General features: G+C 70.2%; 10 protein-coding genes and 4 pseudogenes. 6 read left to right on the plus strand and 8 right to left on the minus strand.

All coding sequences use genetic code 11. The annotated features are described in order from the left end of the window. Window positions 1-147: 147 nt before the first annotated feature. The 4 genes and pseudogenes from DY245_RS08325 to DY245_RS48190 form a co-directional block, all read right to left on the minus strand. Window positions 148-723: a response regulator gene (locus DY245_RS08325; RefSeq protein WP_128505117.1), complete on the minus strand. Its 576-nt coding sequence runs from the start codon at window positions 721-723 to the stop codon at window positions 148-150. Beyond that, window positions 713-4,735 carry a response regulator gene (locus DY245_RS08330; protein WP_128505120.1) on the minus strand — a complete coding sequence of 1,341 codons (4,023 nt, stop codon included), beginning with the start codon at window positions 4,733-4,735 and terminating at the stop codon, window positions 713-715. Before DY245_RS08330 ends, DY245_RS08325 begins: the two co-directional genes overlap by 11 nt. A gap of 3 nt (window positions 4,736-4,738) precedes the next feature. Continuing rightward, window positions 4,739-7,003, minus strand: coding sequence for a helix-turn-helix transcriptional regulator (locus tag DY245_RS08335; protein WP_244942914.1), 2,265 nt, complete (start codon window positions 7,001-7,003; stop codon window positions 4,739-4,741). Between the two features lie 156 nt (window positions 7,004-7,159). After that, a pseudogene (locus DY245_RS48190) lies at window positions 7,160-7,933 on the minus strand (AAA family ATPase); the annotation flags it as partial. A 65-nt stretch (window positions 7,934-7,998) separates the two neighbouring features. Here DY245_RS48190 and DY245_RS44190 point away from each other — a divergent pair. After that, window positions 7,999-8,133: pseudogene (locus tag DY245_RS44190) on the plus strand (helix-turn-helix domain-containing protein); the annotation flags it as partial. Between the two features lie 174 nt (window positions 8,134-8,307). Here the strand turns inward: DY245_RS44190 and DY245_RS44195 are convergent. Continuing rightward, window positions 8,308-8,479 (minus strand): annotated as a pseudogene (locus tag DY245_RS44195) (ARMT1-like domain-containing protein); the annotation flags it as partial. Between the two features lie 152 nt (window positions 8,480-8,631). Here DY245_RS44195 and DY245_RS08345 point away from each other — a divergent pair. Continuing rightward, entirely contained in the window at window positions 8,632-10,308 is a 1,677-nt protein-coding gene (locus DY245_RS08345) for an SWIM zinc finger family protein (RefSeq protein WP_128505124.1), read from the plus strand. A gap of 416 nt (window positions 10,309-10,724) precedes the next feature. On the opposite strand, the gene DY245_RS08350 is transcribed toward DY245_RS08345, so the two are convergent. The 3 genes from DY245_RS08350 to DY245_RS08360 all read right to left on the minus strand — a co-directional run bounded on the left by DY245_RS08350 (window position 10,725) and on the right by DY245_RS08360 (window position 13,863). After that, window positions 10,725-11,642, minus strand: a complete 918-nt coding sequence (locus DY245_RS08350) for an RNA polymerase sigma-70 factor (RefSeq protein ID WP_128505126.1) — start codon at window positions 11,640-11,642, stop codon at window positions 10,725-10,727. Then, window positions 11,639-12,832 carry an NAD(P)/FAD-dependent oxidoreductase gene (locus tag DY245_RS08355; RefSeq protein ID WP_128505128.1) on the minus strand — a complete coding sequence of 398 codons (1,194 nt, stop codon included), beginning with the start codon at window positions 12,830-12,832 and terminating at the stop codon, window positions 11,639-11,641. The genes DY245_RS08350 and DY245_RS08355 overlap by 4 nt, the downstream gene beginning before the upstream one ends. 404 nt (window positions 12,833-13,236) lie before the next feature. Then, window positions 13,237-13,863: a hypothetical protein gene (locus tag DY245_RS08360; RefSeq protein ID WP_128505130.1), complete on the minus strand. Its 627-nt coding sequence runs from the start codon at window positions 13,861-13,863 to the stop codon at window positions 13,237-13,239. On the opposite strand from DY245_RS08360, the gene DY245_RS08365 reads away from it, so the two are divergent. The 4 genes and pseudogenes from DY245_RS08365 (at window position 13,856) to DY245_RS08380 (ending at window position 23,838) form a co-directional block, all read left to right on the plus strand. Further along, a complete protein-coding gene (locus DY245_RS08365; protein WP_128505133.1) occupies window positions 13,856-14,320 on the plus strand; it encodes a hypothetical protein in 465 nt (154 codons plus the stop codon). The genes DY245_RS08360 and DY245_RS08365 overlap by 8 nt on opposite strands. A 52-nt stretch (window positions 14,321-14,372) precedes the next feature. Beyond that, the gene (locus tag DY245_RS08370; protein WP_181923584.1) at window positions 14,373-15,581 is read left to right on the plus strand and encodes a PP2C family protein-serine/threonine phosphatase; all 1,209 of its coding nucleotides are present in this window, start codon (window positions 14,373-14,375) and stop codon (window positions 15,579-15,581) included. A gap of 292 nt (window positions 15,582-15,873) precedes the next feature. Continuing rightward, window positions 15,874-16,083 (plus strand): annotated as a pseudogene (locus DY245_RS08375) (peptide-methionine (R)-S-oxide reductase); the annotation flags it as partial. A 483-nt stretch (window positions 16,084-16,566) separates the two neighbouring features. Further along, window positions 16,567-23,838, plus strand: a complete 7,272-nt coding sequence (locus tag DY245_RS08380) for an amino acid adenylation domain-containing protein (protein WP_128505135.1) — start codon at window positions 16,567-16,569, stop codon at window positions 23,836-23,838. The last annotated feature ends 6 nt before the right edge of the window (window positions 23,839-23,844 follow it).

Raw genomic sequence — 23,844 nt, forward strand, 5'->3', positions numbered from 1 at the left:
GGAGCTGACGTATGCCTTCACCGTGCACCCGGCGCCCCGTGGCAGTCGTTAGGGGAACCCCCTAGTACGACCCCTAATCGGGGCGCCGGCTGCGGGGCGGTGGTGGAGGAGGCGGGGAGACGCGGGCCGCTCCCGGGCGTCGTGCGCCTACCGCTCCGACGTCACGGCCGCGAGTTGCTGAAGCTGTCGTGCCAGACGGCCGACCGAGTCGGTTTGCCCGGCGACCTGGTCCAGGGCCCCCGCCGGGAGCGCACCGCCGGCCATGGCCTGCACGGCCTCGGTGAGCTCGGCGAGCGCCTTTTCCACCTGCTGGAGCCGGATCTTCAGCAGGATGTTGTCGACCCTGGAGGTCAGCAGGAGGTGGTCCAGGGGCTTTGGCAGATAGTCCTCGGCGCCCATTTCGAGGCAGCGGATGACACTGTCCAGCTCGCCGACGGCCGACATCATGATCACGGGCGTGCGGCTGAGCTGCTGATCGTGCTTCATCAGATCGAGCGTCGCGTAGCCGTCCATCCCCGGCATGAGGATGTCGAGCAGCACCACATCGAAGTCGCTCTCCCGCAGCATCTGGAGAGCCTCGAGCCCGTTCTCGGATGTCGCGGTCTCAAGCCCGGCCATTTCCAGGCGGTAGGTGAGCATCATGCGGTTCGTGCGATCGTCGTCCACGACCAAGATGCGCCCTTTCCTTTCGGTTCTGTCCGTCACGGCGTTGCTATCGGTCATGGCCAAGCTCCGCTCTCTGGGCGACCAGCCCGTCTCTCGCAGCGCGGTACTCCCCTTCGATGCGGGTCACCAGCGGTGCTGCTGCGCTGGGATCCCCGCTGGCGCCGATGTCCTCCGCGTCCTGGCACGGCCGGACGAGACGCGGGAATCCAAAGGTGTTCGCGTGGGACTTGAGTGTGTGGGCCGCTCTGCGGAATTCGCTTCCGTCCCCCTTGTCGAGGCTGCGGCGAAGGCTTTCGATCAGTTGGGGGGAGTCCTCCAGGAAGGCATCGATGAGCTGGCTGACGAATTCCTTGCCGAAGGAGCCGACCAGGCGCTCGAAGGTGGGTTTGTCGAGGACGGGCAGCGCCGACGCCTCGGTGCCGGCATCGGCGCCGGCCTCCGGCTCGGACTGCGCCGTCTCCGGGCCGGCTGCGGGCGGTACCGCTCCCGGCTCCCCTGCGGGCGTCGCTGTCTCCGGGCTCCGTGCAGGCTGCGGCGTCTTTGGACTGCGCGCGCGGGGACCGAGGGGCACACGGTCGAGTGCCTCGGCGAGATCGACGCCGCGCAGGGGCTTTCTGAGGTAGTCGTCCATCCCGGCGGCGAGGCAGGCGTCGCGGTCCTCGCTCATCGCATTGGCGGTGAGGGCGATGATGTACGGCCGTTCCGCGGCGGACAGGGACTGGTGGATCCGCCGGGAGGCGTCCAAGCCGTCCAACACCGGCATCTGTACGTCCATGAGGACCACGTCGTAGCGCGTGTGTTGCAGTGACTCCAGCGCTTCGGCTCCGTTGCCGACGGTATCCACCGAGTGACCGATCTTCCGGACCATCCGCACGATCAGCTGCTGGTTCACCAGGTTGTCCTCGGCCAGAAGGATGCGCAGGGGGGTGAGGCGGCTCTCCTTCACCTCCGGCCGCTGTGCCGTGCGGGACGATTCGACGGGCACCGTGACGCCGAGCAGCGTGCGGCAGAGGTCCGTGTAGAGTTCGGCCGCCCGGATGGGTTTGGTGTGGTATCCGGAGAACTCCGCCAGACTCTCTCGGGTCGCCATGGGGCGGCCAACAGAAGTCAGCAGGTACAACGGGAGTTCTGCCATGTTCCGGTAGCGGCGGATTTCTTCCGCGAGCATGACGCCGTCCATGTCCGGCATCTGCATATCCAGAATTCCGATATCGAACGGATCGCCTTGCCGGACCCATTCGAGAGCCTCCCGCGGGGATCCGGTGGCGCGTACCACCATCCCCCAGGCGCTCGCCTGGCGCGTGAGAATCATCCGGTTCGTGGATTTGTCGTCCACGACCAGCAGGTGTTTTCCTCGGAGCTCGATACGGGAGACCACCTGGCTGGAACGCATCGCTTCGGGAATTTCTCGCGTTTCCACCGTGAAGTGGAAGGTCGCCCCCACGCCCAGTTCGCTCTCGACCCACATCGTGCCTCCCATCAGCTCGGCCAGCCGCTTGCTGATGGCGAGTCCGAGTCCCGTCCCGCCGAAGCGCCGGGTGGTGGACGTGTCGAGCTGCTCGAAAGGCCGGAACAGCTGGTCCCGGCGGTCCGCGGCCATTCCGATTCCGGTGTCGCACACGGAGAAGTGGAGGCGCATGATGCCGTCCGTGTCCTCGGAAGCGGGTGGGTGGAGCGTTTCCGGCGGCTCCGGAAAAGAGCCCGATTTCGCTTCGGCCAATGCGACCCTGAGAACGACTTCGCCGGTTTCCGTAAATTTGACGGCGTTGTTGAGCAGATTGATGAGAATCTGGCGCAGCCGGTCGATATCTCCGATGATTTCTTCCGGCAATTCCGGATCGATGATGTACGCCAAGTCGAGGTCCGGCTTCTCCGCGGCCATCGGAGTGACGAAGTCGAAGGCTGATTCCACGCACTGTCGAAGCTGTAGCGGCTCAAGCCGGAGATCGAATTTTCCGGCCTCGAACTTGGAGAAGTCGAGGATGTCGTTGATGATGGTGAGCAGGCTGTTACCGCTGTTCTGGATGACATGAGCAAATTCGGCCTGCTCGGCGTTGAGCGGGGTGTCCAGCAGAATTTCGGTCATGCCGATCACCGCGTTCATCGGCGTGCGGATCTCATGGCTCATGGTCGCGAGGAACGCGCTCTTTGCCTGGGTGGCGACCTCTGCCGCCTCCTTGGACGCCTGGAGCTCCGCGGCAGCGCGGGACCGTTCCAGTACCCGTCCGAGCTGGGTGCTGACGTTGAGCATCAGCCGCAGCAAGGCGTCGTTCGGCTCCATGGCCTCCGGGGTCAGGAAGTCGAGGACCGCCGCGACGTCCTTCCCGATGACGACCGGGACGGCGATCCTGCCTCTCACCCCGGCACTCTCGGCGACGCCGAGCGGCGTCGGGCGAGGCCCGGCGGACCCCGCCGTGATGTCACGTATCCAGGCGGGGCGGCCGGTGGCGCGCACCGTGGCGGGCAGGCCCTTCGGCTCGTACAGTCCGGCTGCTGCGGCGATGTCGTGCAGCGGCACCCGCAGGTTCTGCTCCTCGACGTGCCGGATGGGCGACGTGGTGAACTCCGGATCCGGAGTGGGTCGGCCGGTGCGGGAGCCCGAGCCGGACGTGGACTCGACGAGGTGGACGTGGCCGACCGGCCACCCCATGTGCCGGCACACCAGGTCCAGGACCGTCTGCACCGCGTCCTCCCAGCTGTCCGCCTCGTTGGCGGCGGCAGCCACATGCTGGAGGAGGCTGAGCGACTCGGTCTTCTGGTTCAGCTCCGCGGTGCGCTGGCGGACCTCCTCCTCGACGGCGGAGTAGCTCTCCTGGAGCCTCCCGGCCATGACGTTGAAGGCGGTGGCCATCGTGCCGACCTCATCGCGGCTCCGTACCGTCGCGCGGCGCGTGAGGTCGCCCGCGGCCAGAGCCTGCGCGGCGTGCGCCACGGCCGCCACATTGCCGGTGATGCGTCGGGAGAGCAGCGCGGCCACCACGGTGATCACGGCGAGGACTGCGGCGATGCCGGCCAGAACCCGCAGGTTGCGGTCGTGGAGGTTGTCCAGGCGGGCGTTCAGCATGTGGTCTTCCTGGTCGAACAGGGCTTTCCACAGGTGCGAGTTCGCCCGGATGGCGCCGGCGGCCTGGGCCTGCCAGGCGGCCCGCGGGAGCGCACTCCGGTCGCTGGTCGTGAACTGCCGGTTCGCGGTGCCGGTCACCTTGCGGACCGACGAGGTGGCCTTGGCCAGCAGGGGCTGGATCGCGGGGCGGAGCCCGGTGTGGGAGGTGGCCCCGAACGCCCGGTTCAGATCGCTGTTGAGCTGGAGGAGGTTCTGGTTGAGCACCGTGGTGTCGTAGGCGATGCGTACCCGGTTGCCGGTGGACCGGTCGCCCTGGGCCAGTATCGAGTCCCCCCTCTCCGCCATCTGGTAGAGCTGGTTCATCATCTGCGGTTCGCGGAGCAGCAGCCCGGCCATCGTGTAGTACGTGTCGAGGTCGGGGTCGAGAATCAGCTTCGAGGTGTCGCCGACGTAGGAACCCAGCGCCAGCAGGTTCCCGATGAGCCGGGTGTACCGCGGCACGTCGGCGCGGACGTAGGACGGAGCAGACGCCAGCCGCGCCCAGTCGTGGCGCAGAGCCGCGGGCGCCAGCCGGCTCTTCCCCTTGGCGGAGAGGTCGGGGACGGTCGTGCGCAGCGGCTTCCGCAGCCGCCGGTCGACCTGCATGAGCGCCGTGAAGTCCGCGCTGACGGCACGGTCGGCTGCCGCGATGCGGCTCCTTGGTACGGACTCTCCGGTGATCTCGCGGTGCAGCAGCGCACGGCGGTCGGAGACGTCCTGCACCAATGCGCTCAAGGGACGCAGGTACTGGACGCCGCCCAGCTCGGTCCGAGCAAAGTCGATCTTGCTGTTCTGCTGGTCGACCAGGGAGAACGTGGCCACCCCGAGGGGGATCATGAGGGCGATGCAGAGGGCCAGCAACTTGTGCCAGATGCGGGGCGCGAAGCGCATTCTGCGGCTGCTGCGGGCTCCGCCCTGCGGTCCGTCCGGGGCCGGGGGTGGCTTCGCATCGGGCACGGCGGACATGAGTCACTCCGGTTCGTCCGCTGCGTGGGTCTGCTCCGACAGCGCGCCGAGCTGGCGTCGGCTGGTGACGCCGAGCTTCCGGTAGACGCTGGACAGGTGGACCTCCACGGTCTTGGCCGTGACGAACAGCTGCTGCGCGATCTCCCGGTTGGTGTGCCCGGCGACAGCGAGGTCGTAGACCCGTTGCTCACTCGGTGTCAGCGACTGCAGACCGGTGACCGCGTGGCGCCGCGGGCGAATGCCGGCCACATGCAGCTCGTCCAGGATCTGCTGGACGAGGGGCGCCGCGCTACGGGCCTCGGCGATGTCCAGGGCGTCGCTGAGCAAGGTCCGCACCTGGCTCCGTACGCCGTGCCGGCGCAGCGCCGCCCCGTAGTCCGCCAGCGCCTTGGCGTACTCCAGGCGGGCCGGGGAGCCCTCCAGCCGGGTGACGGCCTGGCGCAGTAGACCGACGCCCGCGTCGCCCTCGCTCAGCGTGCCGGCGATGCGCAGCGCGCGGCCGAGGGCCCGGGGCGCGCTCCAGTAGCGGGCCAGTCTGAGCTCGGCGTCGGCCATGGTCCTGGCCTCCTCGTCCCGGCCGAGCAGATGCAGGCACAGGGCGGCCTCCGACCGCCAGGGGACGATGGCGGGGTTGTCCCCGCCGGCCGCGCTGAACGACGCGCCCGCGGCCAGCGCGGTGTTGAGGGCCTCCGTCGTGCGGCCCTGGAGGCGCAGGAGGTGGGAGCGGCTGTACAGCACGTAGTACATCAGCCCGGTGAGCGGCGCGGGATCGGGAACTCCGGTCCACTCCAGTGTGGCCTGCGCCCGCGACAGCGCACCCTGCTCGATCTGCACCTCGGCCTGGACGGGGCCGAGGACCAGCCGGCGCAGATCCAGCGAGGACGCGTCGACGGTGTGCATCGCGTCCGAGGCGTCCGCGGCGGCCTCGTCGAGATTGCCCTGGTACAGCCACGCCATCGCGCGGTAGACGAGAGCCCCGGTCAGGTCGTTGACCGACCCCTGCCGGTGCGCCTGCTCGACCGCGGCGTCCAGACTGCCCAGGACCTCCCTGCGGTCGGCGCTGATCAGGGCCAGCCAGCCGAAGGACAGCGACATCTGTCCGTCGGACGGCCCGGCCGGCGCGTCGTGGAGCGCGCGCTGCGCCCGGACGACCGCCCGCGGGTCGCCGATGACCGCGTCGTGCCCGGCGATGACGCAGTCCAGGTACCGGCCGCCCATGCTCTCGCTCGGTTTGGGGGAGCGCAGTGCCGCAACGCGGCCGAGGATGTCCTTACGCAGATCCGGCCGGCCGGGTTCGTAGAGCGGGATCGAAAGGATGCAGGCGTTCAGCTGGTACAGCAGTTCGGTGTCCTGCGGTGTCGTATCGGCCAGGGCCTGTTGCCAGATCGCCAGGGCTTCTTCGGCGCGCCGCAGCGCGAGCAGCGCGTCGCCGAGGGACAGTGCGATTTCGACGCGCTGCCGGGACGGCCCGGCCAGCTCGTGTGCCTCCGTGAGATACGGAACGGCTGCCGCGCTGTCCACCCGCCGCATGGCGCTGCCGAGGGCGAAGAGGAGGTCGAGCCGGTCACCGGTCGCCGGGGGCTCGGCCAGGGCGCGGCGCAGATACTTCGCCGCGGTCTCCGGGGAGCCGCGGGCCAGGGCGCTCCGCGCCGCCGACCACAGCAGGGTCACGGTCTCGGCGTCCCCGGAGGGCAGGGTGCGCAGCAGGTGCAGGGCGACCTTCTCGATCTCGGCCTTGGAGTCCCGGAGCAGGTGCGCGGCGGTCCGGTGTGCGCGGTGGCAATCGGCCGGTGTGATCTCCTCGTACACGGCGGCACGCACGAGCGGATGGACAAACCCCCACCGGGGGTTCATTACGTCCGACGGTACGGCGGTGTGGAGGATCTGGGCGTGTTCGAGGCTCTTCGCCGCCTGAAGTGCCTCGTCCCGGTCAAGCCCCGCCAGCTCCGCCGCATGACTGAGATCCGCGCCGTCCCCGAGCACCGCGATGGCGCAGGTCAGTGGCCCACAGCTGTGGGGGAGACGCCGCATCCACATCGCCACCCGCCGGGCGATCGCGCGCGGGCCCAGGGCGTAGACCTGCGGGATGTGCGCGGCGGTGGGTTCGACGTGCTCGGCGGCGAGTGCCTCGGTGAGCTCCTTGAGCAGGAGGGGATTCCCGCCGGTCGCGGACCAGCAGGCGGAGAGGAAGTCGTCGTCCTCCGGTTCGGGTGACCCGGATTTCGCGAATTCACTGATGACGAGCGAGGCCGATGCCTCGGCACTCAACCTGGACGGAGAAACGAGCACCGAGGGCGCTGCGGTGACAATCTGGTCGAGTGTATGCGACTGGGAATTTGTTTCAAATGGCCTGAGGGTTCCCACCACACAGGCCGGGATATCCTCAAGGCGCGGCATAAGATAATTAAGAAACTTCAGCGAATCGCTGTCCGCCCAGTGCAGATCGTCGACCGCAATCATGAGGGGCTGCTCATCGCAGATATCTGCGGTCAGCCAGTACAACCCATGAAGCATGGAGAAATCCCCGCCGGGGGAGCGTTCGGGAACCACTCTCTTCAGTACGATCGCGGCCTGACCTGCGGTGCCAGACAGGATACGCTGCCGATTTTCCACCGTCATCCGTGCAAGGAGCGGTTCGAAGAGCTGCCGCACCACTCCGAAGGGGAAGTCGCTCTCGAATTCCGATCCTCGCGCGCCGGCCACCTGAAAACCGGCGGAAACAGCGATCCGCTTGGCTTCGGACAGCAGACTGGTTTTTCCGATTCCGGGCGCACCCTCGATCATCACGGCTTCTCCATGGCCGCCACGGGTCGCATCCATCGCCGCCCGCAAGACCTTGAGCTCGCCGCTTCGCTCGTACAGTCCAGCCATATTCGGCATACATTCCAGTATGCGCGACAGGGCCATGGGGATGCCCGTTCCGGAGTGCCCGTGGACCCGGTGCAGCCAGGGATTCAACGGGCCGTGCTCCTCCCGGGCGAACCGGCCGCGGCGCTCATTCGCCGGGCGGTCGACCGCCCGGCCGCGCAGCTCAAGCAGCTGGAGGATCTGCGCTGCGCCCCTGACGAGTCGACCGTGTCGGAACCCCCGTTCGGGGCCTGCGCGCCGGATCTCGGCATCCGCGTCTCCCGCGCGCCACCAGTGGGCGAGCGACCCGGCCGCGGACGTGTAGCGCCGACTGCGCGTGGAACAGTGCATCTGCGCGGTGTCCAGGTGCTGCCCGCTGCCGGGCCCGTGCAGCGCGCCCAAGGGATGTTTTACCGGTCCGCAACGGTCACTCGTGCGCCCAGCTTGCGGCCGGGTTCGGCATCGGAACGACCACTGCCTTCCGGTACATCACCGAGGCGGTTGACTGTGCTGGGCCAACGGCGGTTCCCACAAGGCCGACAGCTTCGACTACGCCTTGCCTTTGGTACCTGCAGCTGACAGTGATCAGCGCAAGTGGCAGTAGTGCGGGAAGCGCGACGTGCTCTTCTACACAGGCGACGTCCACGGCGGACGGGGCCGCAGATCGAGGGCGTGCTCTTCTCGCCGACGGTTGAACGTGGGTTCTGGAGCGCTTGCGGGCCCGGGCCGGTGACGACGTCGGATTTCAGTGTGTGCAGGGCCGCGATCGGTCCGGGGAAGTACGCGGTGACGTCGGCTAAGGGGCCGGTGTCGGTCACCGACCAGACGCCGGTAGCTGAGGTCGCCCTTCATGACGGTCAGCGTGGCCGTCGCGTAATCCTCGCGGAGGCCGTCGGGCCCCCAGTGGGCAGACCATCCGTGCCCGGCGCGCAGCGCGCGGTACGGATCGCAGCGATGCGGACTTTCCCTTGGTCCGCCGGATCGGGGTGAGTGCCAGTCATAAGCTGGCTACCGTAACGGGCAGGACCAGGGGCAGAGTGAAAGAGACCATGCGCAGCTTCACCGAGGCGAACCTCAAGACGTTGGCCGGTGTCCGTTCCTTCGAGCGCGGGTGCGGGTACGTGGATGCGGTGTCCGGGGTCGAGGTCGGCGATGGATGGATCAGCGCGAGCGTCCACGGCACGGAACGGTACGAAGTGCATCTGGCCCTGGACGGGCCCGGTGGGCTGTCCGGCGAGTGCGACTGCCCGTATGGACTTGAGGGCAACTTCTGCAAGCACCTGGTCGCCCTCGGCCTGACGGTGCTCGCCCGGCCGGAGAGCCTGCCGCGGCAGCGGAAGGCGGCTCGGGACCGGGCGCAAGACCTCGACGGGTGGCTGTCCGCCCGGTCCAAGGACGAGTTGCTTGCGCTGGTTCGGGAACTGATCGGCGAGGACCGGCAGTTGCGGCGTCGCTTGGAGCTGCGAGCCGCGAGCGTCCGTGGGGATCTCGCCGCGGTCCGGGCCCGTATCCGTGAACTGCTCGACATCGGCCCGTTCGCACAGTATGGGTACGTCGAGTACGCCGATGCCCGCGCCTACGCGGACCAGGCCGGGCAGGCGGTGTCCGCGATCGGCGCGCTCACCGGCTCCGGACGGGCGGCCGACGCGATCGTCCTGGCGCGGGAGGCGATGAAGATGCTGGCCCAGGCGGTGGAGAGCGTCGACGACTCCGACGGATGGCTCGGACAGGTGGGCGCCGGCCTCGCCGACGCCCACCTCGACGCGTGCCGTGCGGCGCGCCCCGACCAGGGGGAGCTCGCGCGGTGGCTGGTCGGCCATGCGCTCGGTGAGTTGGACGACGGCCTCACCGACATCGATCCGCTCGACTACGAGGACGTTCTCGGCGAAGAGGGGATGGCCGCCCTGCGGAAGCTGGCGGTCGAGGCGTGGCAGGGCAACCGCCGCGGCTGGGCGGAGAAGTACCTGATGGAGCGTCTGGCCAAGGCGGGCGGCGACGTCGACGCGGTGATCGCCGTGCATGCGGCCGACCTCTCACCGAACGGCCACACGCACCTGGTCATCGCCCGCGAGCTGGACACCGCCCGGCGCCCCGACGAGGCCCTGCGCTGGGCGGAACGCGGCGTCCAAGAGGCCCGGGACCTCGCCGCCGTCGACACCGCCCTCGTCGACCACCTCTGCGACCGCTACGCGCAGGCGGACCGGCTCGCGGACGCCGTCGCCCTGCGCCGCGACCACTTCGGGGCCCGCCGCACCCTGCTCACGTACCAGCAGCTGCGTGCCGCTGCCCGGGCCGCGGACTGCTGGCCCGCCGAGCGCGAGGGCGCGCTGGCCCTGCTGCGCGCCGACGCGGGGCGGCGGCAACAGGGCTGGTACGGCGGCCCCGTCCTGGTCGACGCCCTGCTCGACGACAAGGACGCCGACGCCGCCTGGCAGGCCGCCATCGAGACCGGCGCCCATGACCGGCAGTGGCTCACCCTCGCCGACCAGGCCCGTGCCACCCGCCCCGCCGACGCGCTCGGCGTCTACCTGCGCCTGGCGGAGCCACTGACCAAGCAGACCGGCAACGCGGTCTACGAGCAGTTCGTCAGCCTGCTGCTGAGCATCCGGGACTGCCACCGCCGCCTGGGATCGCCCGAGGAGTTCACCGAGTACATCACCGCCCTGCGTACCGCCCAGAAACGCAAGCGGAACCTGATGCGCTTGATGGACGAGCACCGTCTGTGAGCCGGGCGACGCCTCGCAGGTCCATCTGCCCCGCACGCCTCTGCCGCCAGGCGTCGCTCCGTGAGCTGTACGACGGCGGCGATCGCCGACTACTGGATACGTGCTGGATCGGACGCTGCGACGGGACGTTCCCGCAGGTCATTGCGGAGTCGCCGACATTCCGCTTCAACGTGTAGTGGGCGCTGCACCACCACGTCGCTGATCTGGCAAATGCGCAGATCAGAAGGGGTCCGACTCCTCAGGGTCGGGCTCCTGTTTTTCCCGTGCCGGGATGGCGCTGGGAAAACTGACAGGGCTTCGCCGGCCCACCCGAGGACGCCCTCGACTGCGCCAGCAGCTCCACCTGGGCCGTGCTGGGGCAGCCACACCCGGGCGCTCACGAGGATTCCGGAGGGCGTCGACAACGATCGGGCAGCTCAGGAGAGTTCGTGCCGAGTGCCGTCGGCGACGGCGTGGAGCTTGTCCGGGTTGGCCACGTTGTGGATGGTCGAGATGCGGCCTTCCGGGTCGAAGTCGAAGGTCAGCGTGGCGAGCACGCGGTCCGGGCCGCGGAAGACCACGCCCGGGCCGCCGTTGATCCAGGTGAGCTCTGCCCGCATCTGCCCGGGCTCGATGCCCTGGTAGGTCACGGTGCCCAGCGCGGCGAACCAACGGGCCACGGTCTCCAGGCCGACGACCGGCTTGAGGGCCTGGCGGACCTTGCCGCCGCCATCGGTCCACAGCGTCACGTCCGGGGAGAGCAGCTCCATGAGGGTGTTGATGTCGCCGCCCGACGTCGCCACGAAAAAGCGCTCGGTGACGTCGCGTTGGCGGGCGCGGTCCGCGGTGAAACGGGGCCGGCGGGCCTGGACGTGCTCGCGGGCGCGGTGCGCGGCCTGCCGGACCGCCGTCTCCGAGCGTTCCACCGCCTCCGCGATCTCCGCGTAGCTGAAGGCGAAGACCTCCTTCAGCACGAAGACCGCGCGCTCCAGGGGGCTCAGCGTCTCCAGGACGACCAACAGGGCCATGGAGACCGAGTCCGCCATGGCGACGCCGTCGGCGGTGTCCGGGCCGGTGAGGATCGGCTCGGGGAGCCATGGCCCGACGTAGGTCTCGCGCTGGTGGCGGGTCGAACGAAGCCGCTCCACCGCCAGGTTGGAGACGATCCGGGTCAGATAGGCCTTGGGGTCGGCGACCTGGGAACGGTCGGCCGCCGACCACTTGAGCCAGGCGTCCTGGACCACGTCCTCGGCGTCGGCGGCGCTGCCGAGGAGGCGGTAGGCGACGGAGAAGAGCAGGTTGCGGTACTGCTGGAAGGCGAGCTGGTCGGGGCCGACCTGCTGCGGCTGAGTCACTTGGCGCTCCGGATCCGTGTGTAGCGGCCGCCGTGCGGCCAGAACGCGCCCGAGACGGGCATCTTCTTCATGCGGGCGAAGGTCGGCCACGGCGCGGCGGTGACCGTCTCCTTGTACTTCGCGGCCCGCTTGCCGGTCAGCACGAGCCGGCGCGGGCTGTCGTCGGGGTGGGTGAACTGCACGACGGCGTCGTTCCGGCCCAGGCTGACGGGTGTGTGGTAGTAGCCGAAGCGGAAGGGCTTGGGCTCCTTGCCGGCCAGTACCCGCAGGATCGAGAGGGCCGCGTGCACGCCGGTGGGCATGCCGCCCTGGCAGGTCCCGTGCATCACGCCGTAGCCCTGACGGATCGCCGCCGCGTCGCCCACGGCGTAGACATCCGGGTGGGAGACCGAGCGCAGCGCACTGTCGGTGACCACACGGCCGCGCTCGTCGACGGTCAGGCCCGCGGTGGCAGCCAGCGGCGAGACGCGGGTGCCGCTGGTCCACAACACGGCGGCCGCCGGGATGCTGGAGCCGTCCGCGAGCTCGACGCTGTCCGGCAGCACCTTGGCCACCTCGACGCCGCTGCGCACCCGCACGCCGACCCGGGCGAGCGCCGCGTCCAGGTATGCCTTGGCCTTCGGGTGCATGCTCGCGCCCGGCTCCTGCCGGCCCAGCAGCACCACCTGGAGCTCCGGGTGCCGCTCGGCGATCTCCGCGGCGGCCTCGACGCCGGTGAGGCCGCTGCCGCCGACCACGACGGTCCCGCCGTCGAGCCGGGTCAGCCGGTCGGCGAGGAGGGCGGCGTCCTCCGGGCTGTTGAAGGTGTAAGCGTGGTCGTCCACGCCGGGGACGGCGACGGTGTCCGCGATGCTGCCCAGGCCGTAGACCAGGGTGTCGTAGCGCAGGACCCGGTCGTCGTCGATCCGGACGGTCTTCGCCTCGGCGTCCACGGCTGTGACCCAGCCGCGGACGAAGGCGGCGCCGGTGCCGTCCAGCAGCTCCGGGATGTTCATCTCGGCCGTCTCCTGGCCGGTGGCGGTCATGTGCAGGCGGAGCCGCTCGGTGAAGTTGTCGTAGGGGTTGACCAGCGTCACTCGCAGGTTCCCATGCTTCCTGGTGCGGGCCGCGAGCTGGATCGTGGCGGAGAGCCCGGCGTAGCCGGCACCCAGGACCAGGACCTCGTGCTGCTGCGCTGCTGTCGCGTTCATCACTCTGTTACCGCTTTCGTGTTGGTCGTTCCCGCTGTGCGGACGACCACCAGACGCAAGCTGCCCTTCCGTTCGTGACATGGGGCTGATATGACCCGCGTCACATCGCGAAGAGAGAGCGGGCGGGCGCGGCATCAGCACCCCGAGCACCGCGACGCGCAGCATTCAATCATGATCGACTGGCTCTGCACGGGAACTGACGGAACAACAGGATCCGCAGGTCAGCGGCAGGGCTTGGTGCTTCCACGCCGCCCGCGAGCACGACCGCCTCTACACCACCCCCGACCAGCGGAACTATGCCCTCACCACTTGATCGCGAGCTTCACCCGAAACGAACCGGACCCAGATCACCGATCCTCATCACCTCGACACCTGAGCGGCGGCGCCCACGACCGGCTCCGGAGTCAACCCCCGAAGGACTTCCGGAGCCGACCACTTAGCTTCGCGAACTGCTCGTGATCGGTGCTGAGCGTAATCAGACAGGGCGAGACTTCCTGCCCGGTCGCGCGGTCGACAGTCGTGACGTGTCCGTTGAGTACGACGTTGTCGACGGCCGGGATGATGTCCTCGCTGGGCAGCTGGACCTCGACGAGGGTGCTGCCGTCGGCGGGGCGGAAGGCCACCCGGTGCCGTGACGGGAAGCCCTGCGGGTACTTGGAGGCGTCCGGTGTCTGGCCGAGGAACCATTCGACGCTCGCGGGCTCGCCGGCCCGGTAGGTGGCGCGCCGCTGGTCGAGAGCTTCGTTGAACTCGCGTACAGCGTGGGCCTCTCGCTCCTGTGCCGCTCGGTGCTCGGCCTTCTTCTGCGCCAGCTTCGCACGGTGTTCGGCCTCGGCTCGACTGTGGCGGTCCTCGGTCTCGCGGAACCGCTCCTGCGCCTGGGCAAGCTGTTGCTCATAACGGCGTCGGCCGCCGAAGAGGGAGGACAAGGCACTGGGCTCGGGCGGTGCAAAGTCCTCCCAGCGGGGAGCGGGGAGCGGGGCCTGGGCCGGGCCAGTAGCTGCCGTCGAGCCGCTGGGGGCGGTGAACACGCTGCAGGCTGTCGAACGAAACGAGTGGGTCGGGCACTACGGCATTGCGGAGCAGCTGCCGGAGCTGGTCGACCTCGTGCTCGACTCCGGTTGTGCGGTCGGCTGCGAGTTGCGTCTGATGGGCAACGTACGTCTGTTGCCGCTCGCGATCCTGGCGCTCGCCTCCGCCCCGCTCGGCCTGGCCGCCGACCCCGCGCCCGTGCCGACACCGCGGCGGTCTTCGTGGGTCCGCGTCAACGAGCCGGAAGGCAGGGCGTGGCCGGCGCCGCCGCGGGCGGAGGACCGGTTGCCGTTCACCGTTGCGGCGCCCGACCCGAACCGGCTGGAGCTGCAATCGGTGCTGATCACCGCCGGTGTGCCGCTCGTCCCCGGGGGCCGCGAGACGGTCCGGCGCATCGCCGAACTACGCACCCCGGTCGTCGACGCGGTCGTGGGCCGGCTCGGCGGGCGCCGCTGAGGTGAGAGGCGCCGGGATCGGTGTGAGACTGGGTGCGGAAGGGGTGATCCCCGTGCCGGACCCATCGCAGGCGCGCGCCGATCCCGGCGCCGCCGTCGACGAGAGTCTGCTGGAAGAGCTGATCACCGAGGCGCAGATCGTCCTCCCGGTGGATTTGTCCGCACTGGCGAACCGGTGCGCCTCGGCCCTCGGCCTGAAATCGGCGCTGATCTACCTCGTCGACCTGCAGCAATGGCTGCTCGTCCCGCTCGACGAGTCCCTGGAACCGCTGCCGGTGGACGCCTCGCAGGCCGGCTGGGCGTACCGCACGGTCTCCCCGCGGGTGACGGACGACGGCGACGGCGTGGTCGTCTGGGTGCCGCTGGTCGACGGTGCGGAGCGGCTGGGGGTGCTGGCGGTGCGGACCGCCACACTGGACGGGCCGCGGATGCGGCGCAGCCGGATGCTGGCCGATCTGCTCGCGATGGTCGTCACCTCGAAGCGCGCCTACAGCGACTGGATCGCCGCTCGCACCCGCACCGCGACGATGCGGCTGCCCGCCGAGATGGTGCGGGCCTTCCTGCCGCCCCGCACCATCGGCAGCAAGCAGTGCGTCTCGACCGCGGTGCTGGAGCCGGCGTACGACGTCGGCGGCGACGCCTTCGACCACGCGGTGGTCAAGCAGGTGCTGCACACCATGATCCTCGACGGCATGGGCCACGATCTGGCCTCCGGTCTGACCACCTCGGTGGCCATGGCCGGCGCGCGGAACGCCCGTCGCAGCGGCGCCGACCTGCCCGACCTCGTCGGCTCCGTCGACCGCGCGCTCGCCCAGTGGCTGCCCGACCACTTCTGCACCGGTGTGGTGTGCCGGCTCGACGCCGACACCGGGGAGTTGCACTGGATCAACTGCGGTCACCCGCCACCGCTGCTGATCCGTGCCGAGCGGGTGCTCGACGGGGCGCTGGACAGCCCCCCGCAGCCGCCGATCGGCCTGTACCTCGAACTCGCCCCGGCCGCCCTGCAGGTCCACGAGACCAGACTCGAACCGGGCGACCGCGTCCTGCTCTACACCGACGGTGTGGTCGACGCACGCGACGCGAATGGCGTTGAGTTCGGCCTCGACCGGTTCACGGACTTCATCATCCGCGCCTCCGCCGCCGGCCAGCGCCCGGCCGAGGTGCTGCGGCTGCTCATCCACGCCATCCTCGACTACCAGAACAACGACCTGCGGGACGACGCCACCATCCTGCTCTTCGAATGGCACCCGCAGCACCCGTGAAGGGGGATTGCGCTCCGCGCCGTCCTGACAGACCGTGAGCCCCCTCCGTGATGCGCTGGACACGGCCACCGACGGGATAGACGCCTGATGCCCCACACACCGCACACCCGCCGCAGACGGAAGTGAGGAGAAGCGGACAGCGCGGTGATCCCGTCTACCAACACGCAGGTGCTACCACTTCTCGGCAGCCCCCCGCCAAGCGCACGCCCCGGCCTCTCCAGCCGATGCAGGTTCCCGAGCCGAATACCCGCCGGAAGGTGCACGGGAGAAGTGTGAATCCGCGAAGTATGACGGCTGGCCGCCCTTCTACGACCCCAAGGACTCCGACGCCGTCGAACTCCTGGAGGACCGCACCCACGGCATGGTCCGCACCGAAGTCCGCTGCGCCCGCTGCGGCTCCCACCTCGGCCATGTCTTCGAGGGCGAGGGCTACCCGACTCCTACGGATCAGCGGTACTGCATCAACTCGATCTCGCTGCGATTGGCTCCGGACGAGGCGTGAGCGGCGGGGCTCAGGCCCTTGATGAATCCGCCGACGCTCGGAGGTGTCGGCGGTCACGCGAAGAGCGGGGATGCCGCCGGTCGGGATATGCGCATCGGCCGGGGCGGCAGCGGTGAGCAGTACGGGGGGTGGCGACGGCGGCCGTACGCCGGTGCCCTGCGCCCGTCGAGCGGGCTGCCGGGTACGGGCGCGAACCCCCGCCGTCCCTGGACGCGAACCCCCGCCGTCCCTGTGGCACTTCACCGCCCGCCTCATGCGCCTTCCTCATGGATTCGGACAACTTCCGGCCGGTGCGGCGAGCGCGTAAAGGAGGCTTCTCGCTCCGGCTGGCGGAAGAGAGCACTCCGGTAGATCGCCGAGCTGCGGGGTCTGGTATGTGCTCCTGATGGACGCTCGCGGTCTTTGGCGTGATTTCGTCGTCCTTTGCCCTGCCGCCATCCAGGCCTGCCACGGTTCTACTCACGAGTAGGCATGATGTTGATCATGACGAGGACCGCGGCTGCCGGAGCAGCCCTCCGTGGAACGCAGGTGTATGTGAACGGACACGCGCAGAGCCCGCTGACGGCGTATCAGCGGGATATCTGGGCCGCCGGTTCTCAGGCTCCAAAATCACCGCAGTTCAACTGCGTCCTCCACGAACGTCTGCGAGGCGGCGTCGACCACAACACGCTCGCCGAGTGCACCGAGCGCGCGCTGCACCGCCACGAGACCTTCCGGCTGCGGTTCGGCGAGAGGGCGGGGACGCCCTTCCAGTGGGTGGCGGGCGAGGGCATCCGGGTCAGCAGGGTCGACTTCGCTCAGGAGCCCGAACCGGACGTCGCGTGCGCCGAGTGGATGCGGCACTCGATGGCGACGGCACTGCCGCTCACGGACGGCGGCACCCTGGTCGAAGCCACGCTGCTCCTGGAGGGCCCGGACGTCACGCATCTGCACATCAAGGCGCACCACATCGTCGCCGACGGCTGGACCCTCAATCGGCTGAGCCACGAGATCCTTGAGGACTACGCGCGGGCCACAGGTGCCGGGCGGGAGCACACCGGCCGTTGCGAGCCGTCCTCCTACCTCGCGTTCGTCGAGGAGGAAGCCGCCTACCGCGCCGGCGCCGACGGTGACCGCGACCGTGCCTTCCACCGGGAAGCCCTCGCCGGCGTGGCGCCCGCGCTTTTCACGCGCACGACGGGCGGGAGCGGGCGCGGCCGCCACTCGTTCGTCGTCGAGGGCCCGCTCGCCGACCGGGTCCGCGCGGCAGGCTTCTCGCCGTTCGCGTACATCGCCGCCATGTTCGGTACCTGGCTGACGCGGCTGCACCGCAGCGAGGAGGTGGTCCTCGGCATCCCCTTCCTCAACCGGCCGGAGGATCACCACAAGGACGTCCTCGGCCAGTTCGCCAACACCCTTCCGCTGCGGGTCGCGGCACACGGCGGGCGGACGGTGCGGGAACTGGTCGCCGAGACCCAGGATGCGGCCCGTGCCCTCCGGCGCCACGAACGGCTCTCGCTGGGCGACGTCCTGTGCGAACTGCCCACGCCGGCCGAGGGCCCCCGCCGGCTCTTCGATGTGACGGTCTCCTACCTGCACTGGCCGCGGCCGGCACCGATACCGGGAGTCGAACGGCAGACGGCCATGATGGCCCCCTCGCACGAACAGGACGCCCTGGGCGTCATCGTGTGCGCCTTCGACGACACGGCCGACATCCACGTCGACCTGGACTACGCCCTCGACGTCTTCGACGAGGACCTGCCCATCGCATCGGTCGCCGGTCACCTCAGGACGCTGCTCGAACACGGCGTGGACATGCTGGACCGGCCCGCGTCGGCCGTCCCGATGCTGGAGCCCGCCGAACACGAGGACCTCACCGCGGTGCGCAGCCACGGTCCGAAGGTGCCCTATGCCGACGAGGCCACGCTCCACGGCCTGTTCGAGGAGCAGGTCGCCCGCCGCCCCGGGCAGACCGCCGTCGTCGGCGCCACGGGCGAGACCCTGACCTACGCCGAACTGGACGATCGGGCCAACCGGGTCGCCCGGGCCCTGCGCGACGAGGGCGTCGGCCCGGACGACCGGGTCGCGGTGATGATGGAGCGGGGGCCGCAGCTGCTGGTGGCGCTCCTCGGCACGCTGAAGGCCGGGGGTGCCTACGTACCGGTGGACCGCGGCTACCCGGCCGAACGCGTGCGGTTCCTGCTGGAGGACAGCCGCGCCAAGGTGGTGATCGTGGACGGCGACGGCCCCGCCGCCGGTCTGGCCGAAGGGGCGAAGGTGCGGCATGTCGAGGAGCTGTTGCACGGCAGCGGTGCCCCGCTCCCACCGCTCGCCGGCTCCCGCGATCTCGCCTACGTCATCTACACCTCCGGCTCGACCGGCCGGCCCAAGGGCGTGATGGTGGAGCACCACAGTGTGGTCAACCGCCTCGCGTGGATGCAGCGCCGCTATCCGCTCGGCGACGGCGACGTCCTGCTGCAGAAGACCCCGGTCTCCTTCGACGTCTCGGTGTGGGAGCTGTTCTGGTGGGCCGTCGAGGGCGCCGCGGTGGCCCTGTTGCCGCCCGGCGGCCAGCAGGATCCGCGGGAGATCCTGCGGACCATCCGGGAACAGCGGGTCAGCGTCGTGCACTTCGTGCCTTCGATGCTCGGCCCGTTCCTCGACCTGCTCCAGGCATTACCGGAGGCACGTGAGGGCTTACGCTCCTTGCGGTACGTCTTCTGCAGCGGCGAGGCCCTGCCGCCGGCGCGGGTCGAGCAGTTCAACGGCGTCTTCGGCGTATCCGGCGCGCAGTGCCCCGTACGGCTGGTGAACCTGTACGGACCGACCGAGGCCACGGTCGACGTCTCGTACTACGACTGCCCGGGCGATCCCGCCCGGAGCATCGCGCGGGTCCCGATCGGCCGGCCGATCGACAACACCCGGCTGTACGTGCTGGGCCCTGACGATCTGCCACAGCCGGTGGGCGTCGCCGGTGAGCTGTGCATCGGTGGAGCCGGTGTCGCCCGGGGCTATCTGGACCGCCCGGAACTGACCGCCGAGAAGTTCGTCCACGACCCGTTCGTACCGGGCGACCGCCTCTACCGCACCGGCGACCTCGCACGATGGCTGGCGGACGGCACCCTGGAGTACCTCGGGCGAATCGACGGCCAGGTCAAGATCCGGGGCAACCGCGTGGAGCCGGACGAGGTGGCGGGCGCCCTGCGCTCGGTCCCCGGCGTCCGCGACGCCATCGTCGTGGACCACACCACCGCCGCTCGCGGCACCCACCTCGCCGGTTACTACGTCGCCGACGCCGCCATCGACCCCGCACGGCTGCGCGAGCTGCTCGCCCGGACGCTGCCGGCGTTCATGGTCCCGGCCTCCTTCGTACGGATCGGCGCCATTCCGTTGACCCCCAACGGAAAGGCCGACCGCCGTGCGCTGCCCCCGCTCCAGGACACCATGGACACGGCCACCGGCGGGCAGCCGCGCAACCGCACCGAGGCCGCCCTGGCCGAGATCTGGGCCAGGGTGCTGGACCGGGAGACCGTCGGCGTCCACGACGACTACTTCACCCTCGGCGGCGACTCGATCCTCATGCTCAAGGTGCGCGCCGAGGCCGAGGCACGGGGCCTGCGCTTCTCCCTCACCGACCTCGTCCGCAACCCGACGGTGGCGGGGCTGGCCGCATGCGTCGAAAGCCTGACAGCGCCCGGGAGCGAGGGCGCCCCCGCCCCGTTCGCCCTCGTGTCCGGCACGGACCGGGCCCGTCTGGAAGGCGCCGAGGACGCCTGGCCGCTCACCCGGCTTCAGCTCGGCCTGCTCTACCACAGCCGCAGGCACGAGAACTCCGCCACGTACAAGGACGTCTTTCAGTACACCCTCGAACTCCCCTGGGACGAGGACGCGTTCCGCCGGTCGTTCGACGGGCTGGTGGCACGGCACCCGGCGCTGCGCTCCGCCTTCGACCTGGCGGGTTGCTCCGAGCCGTTGCAGATCGTCCGCCCGCAGGCGCCCGGTGGCCTGGACGTCGTCGATCTGCGCCCGCTCGACGGCGCCGCGGCCGACGCCGAGGTCCGCGCGCACATCGAGGAACGCCGCCGCCACGCCTACGCCTTCGAACGGGCGCCGCTGTACCTCTTCCGGGCACACGTCCGGCCCGATGCCGTCGACCTGGTCCTCAGCTTCCACCACGCACTGCTCGACGGCGGCAGCGTGGCCAATCTCCTCCAGGAACTCCTCCAGGACTACGCGCACGGCCTGGGACTGGGCATCGGCCCCGTCGACGGCACGGCGTCGCCCTCGGCGGCGTCCTGCGTACAGGAGGAGCTGGCCGCCCTGGGATCCGCGGAGGCGCGGCGGTACTGGAAGGAGAAGCTGGCCGGCTGCGAACCCCTGCAGATCGGAGCGCTCCGGCCGCATCTGCCCAGCACCGGCCGGGAGCCGGCCGCGCACCGCGTCGATCTGCCCGACGAACTGGTCGCACAGGTACGGCAGTTCGCCTCCGTACACAACCTGCCCATGAAGTCCGTGCTCTTCGCGGCGCACTGCCTGACGCTGGCGATGTTTTCTGGGTTTTCTGGGTTTGTCGGGTTTGCCGGCGCCCACGACGTGACCACCGGACTGGTCACCCACGGACGGCCCGAGCTCGCCCACGCGGAACGCACCGCCGGGCTCTTCCTGAACACCGTGCCCCTGCGTCTCGACGTCGCGCAGGCCGAATGGCTGGACGTGGCGCGCGAGGCCTTCCGGCAGGAACAGGAGGGCCACCCCCACCGCCGCTACCCGCTGAGCGCCATCCAGGAGGACCACGGCGGCCCCGTTCTGGACACCGCCTTCAACTATGTGCACTTCCACCAGCTGTCCGAGGTCCTCCGCCTGCCGGGCGTACGGCTGCGGGACTTCCGCACCTGGGAAGAGACCAGCTTCCGGCTCCTGGTGAACGCGGTCACAGAACCGGACGGCAGACGCGTGTGGCTGCGGATCGACTGCGACGGCGACGGATTCTCCGCCGACCAGGCCCGCCTTTTCGCCCACGGGTACCAAAAGATCCTGCGGAGAATGGTGGAGGACCCGCACGCGGAGCCCGACTTCGCCTTCCTCGCCGACCGGCCGGTCCTCGCCCGGGCCACGCACCGTCCCACCGTCGTCGAACGCTTCACGCGGCAGGCCGCCCGCACCCCGGACGCGACGGCCCTGGTGAGGGGAGAGGAGCGGTGGAGCTACGCACGGCTGGCCGAGGCGGCCGACCGGGTGGCCCGGCGGCTGTGCGCGCTCGGCGCCCCGCCCCGGGCCCGGATCGGGATCGCCATGGACCGCTCACCGCAGACGATCGCCGTGATCCTGGGCGTTCTGCGGGCCGGGTGCGCCGTGGTGCCGCTGGACGTCGGCTACCCCGCACAGCGGCTGGCCGCGATGCTGGAAGCGGCCCGGCCCTTCCGCGTCATCGCCCACGCTCCCCATGCCCACCTCGTCGGCGACCCGTCGCTGCTGCTGCCCGCCGAGTCGGTGACCGAGCCGGCCACGGGCCCGGTCGCGGAGCCGCCGGCAGAGATCCACGCCGACAGCACCGCCTACGTCCTGTTCACCTCGGGCTCCACCGGCCGGCCCAAGGGCGTGGCCATGCCGCACCGCTCCCTGGCCGGTCTGGTGGCTTGGCAGACACAAGCCGCGAGCGGCGCCATGGGCGGCGTCACCCTCCAATACGCGCCGCTGAGCTTCGACGTCTCCTTCCAGGAGATCTTCTCGACGCTGTGCTCCGGCGGCACGCTGCACCTCGTGGGCGACGCCGAGCGGCGCGACATGCCGGAGCTGCTGCGGCTGATCGACCGCGAGGGCATCGAGCGGGTCTTCCTCCCCTATGTGGCACTCCAGCAACTGGCCGAAACCGCACAGGCGTTGGGCATCACCCCCCGTGCGCTCCGGGTGCTGATCTCCTCCGGCGAACAGCTGCGCGTCACCCAGGAGATCCGCAGGCTGTGCGCCGCGCTCCCCGGCGCCGTCCTGGAGAACCAGTACGGGCCGACGGAGACCCATGTCGCCACCGCCTTCACCATGACCGGGGACCCGGCCGCGTTCCCCACGCTGCCCCCGATCGGACGTCCCGTCGACGGCGCCGAGGCATATGTGCTGGACGACCGGCTGCGCCCGGTGCCCGCCGGAGCGCGCGGCACCATCTACCTCGGTGGCACCTGCCTGGCCGACGGCTACGAAGGCCGCCCCGACCTCACCAAGGAGCGCTTCGTCCCGCACCCCTTCGCGGGCGAGGACCGCATGCTGTACGACACCGGGGACCTCGGCCTGGTGCTGCCCGACGGGACGATCGCGTACGCCGGCCGGGCCGACACACAGGTCAAGGTGCGCGGCTTCCGCGTCGAACTCGCCGAGGTGGAGCTGACCGTCACCGATCTCGCCGGGCAGTACCCGGGCCTGCGCGACGCCGCGGTCGTGGCCCGGCAGCACGAGAACGGTGATTGCCTCCTCGCTGCCTTCCTCGTCGGCGAAGGCACCGGCGCGGACCTGGCCGGCATCCGCAAGCGGCTGCGCACCGCGCTGCCCGACCACATGGTGCCCTCCCACCTGCAATGGGTGACGCACCTGCCGCTGACCCCCAGCGGGAAGCGGGATGACGCCGCCCTGCGTGGGGTCCCGCTCACCCCCACCGCCGAAGCCACCGGGGCCGGGCCGGGCGACGCCTACGAACGCGGGTTGGCCGAGATGCTGGCGGACCTGCTGCATCTGCCCGCCGTCGGCGTGCACGACAGCCTCTTCGACCTGGGCGGCACCTCACTCACCGCGATGCGGCTGGTGGTCCGGATCGAGCAGCGCTACGGGGTGACCATCCCGCTGTCGGGGTTCATCGCGGCCCCCACCGTGGCCGGGCTTGCAGCGCGGCTGCGCGCGAGCGACGCGGTCGCCACGTACGACCCCCTGGTGCCGATCCGTCCGGAGGGCACCCGCCCGCCGCTGTTCATGGTCCATCCCATGGGCGGCAACGTGCTGTGCTACGTACGCTTCGCCCGGTACCTTCCGGACGATCAGCCGCTGTACGCGCTCCAGGCGGCCGGGGCGGACCCCGCCACCACGCCGCTGCGCACCGTCGAGGAGATCGCGGACAGTTACGTCGCCGCGCTGCGGAAGGTGCAGCCGCATGGTCCGTACGCCATCGGCGGGTGGTCCTTCGGCGGCTTCGTCGCCTTCGAGATCGCCCGCCGGCTGCGGGCGTCGGGCGAGGACGTGGCCCGGCTGGTGCTCCTGGACACCACCGCGCTGAGCCAGGGACAGCGCCACCGTCACGACGACGACGCGCTGCTGGGGTGGTTCTTCTGGGAACTGCTCTGGCTGGAGCGCGGCGGCGACTCCCCGATGGAGGTCATACCGGACGAACTGTCCTCGCTGGAGGAGAAGTTCGACTTCATCGCCCGTCTCGCGACCGATGCGGGCGTTCTGCCGGCCGGCAGTTCGGGGGCCGTCATACGCCGGCTCTTCCGCGTCTATCAGGCGAACTGGCAGGCGGCGCTGGACTATCGGCCCGAGGACGGCGACCAGGGGCTCACCCTGATCCGCGCCATGGAGCCACTGCCGGACGTCCTCGCCGCGATGCACGGCGCGGCCGGAAGCCGCCACGAGGACCGGACCAACGGCTGGAGCGACATGACCCACGGTCCGCTCCAGGTCGTCGACGTGCCCGGTGACCACCTCACGATCATGGAAGAACCGTACGTGGAACACGTGGCGAGGACGGTCGCGGAACTGATCACGTCCGGCCCGGCCGGATCTCACGAGGAGAACTGACTTCAT

Origin of the sequence: Streptomyces inhibens (assembly GCF_003389455.1) — a bacterium.
Lineage (GTDB): Bacteria > Actinomycetota > Actinomycetes > Streptomycetales > Streptomycetaceae > Streptomyces > Streptomyces inhibens.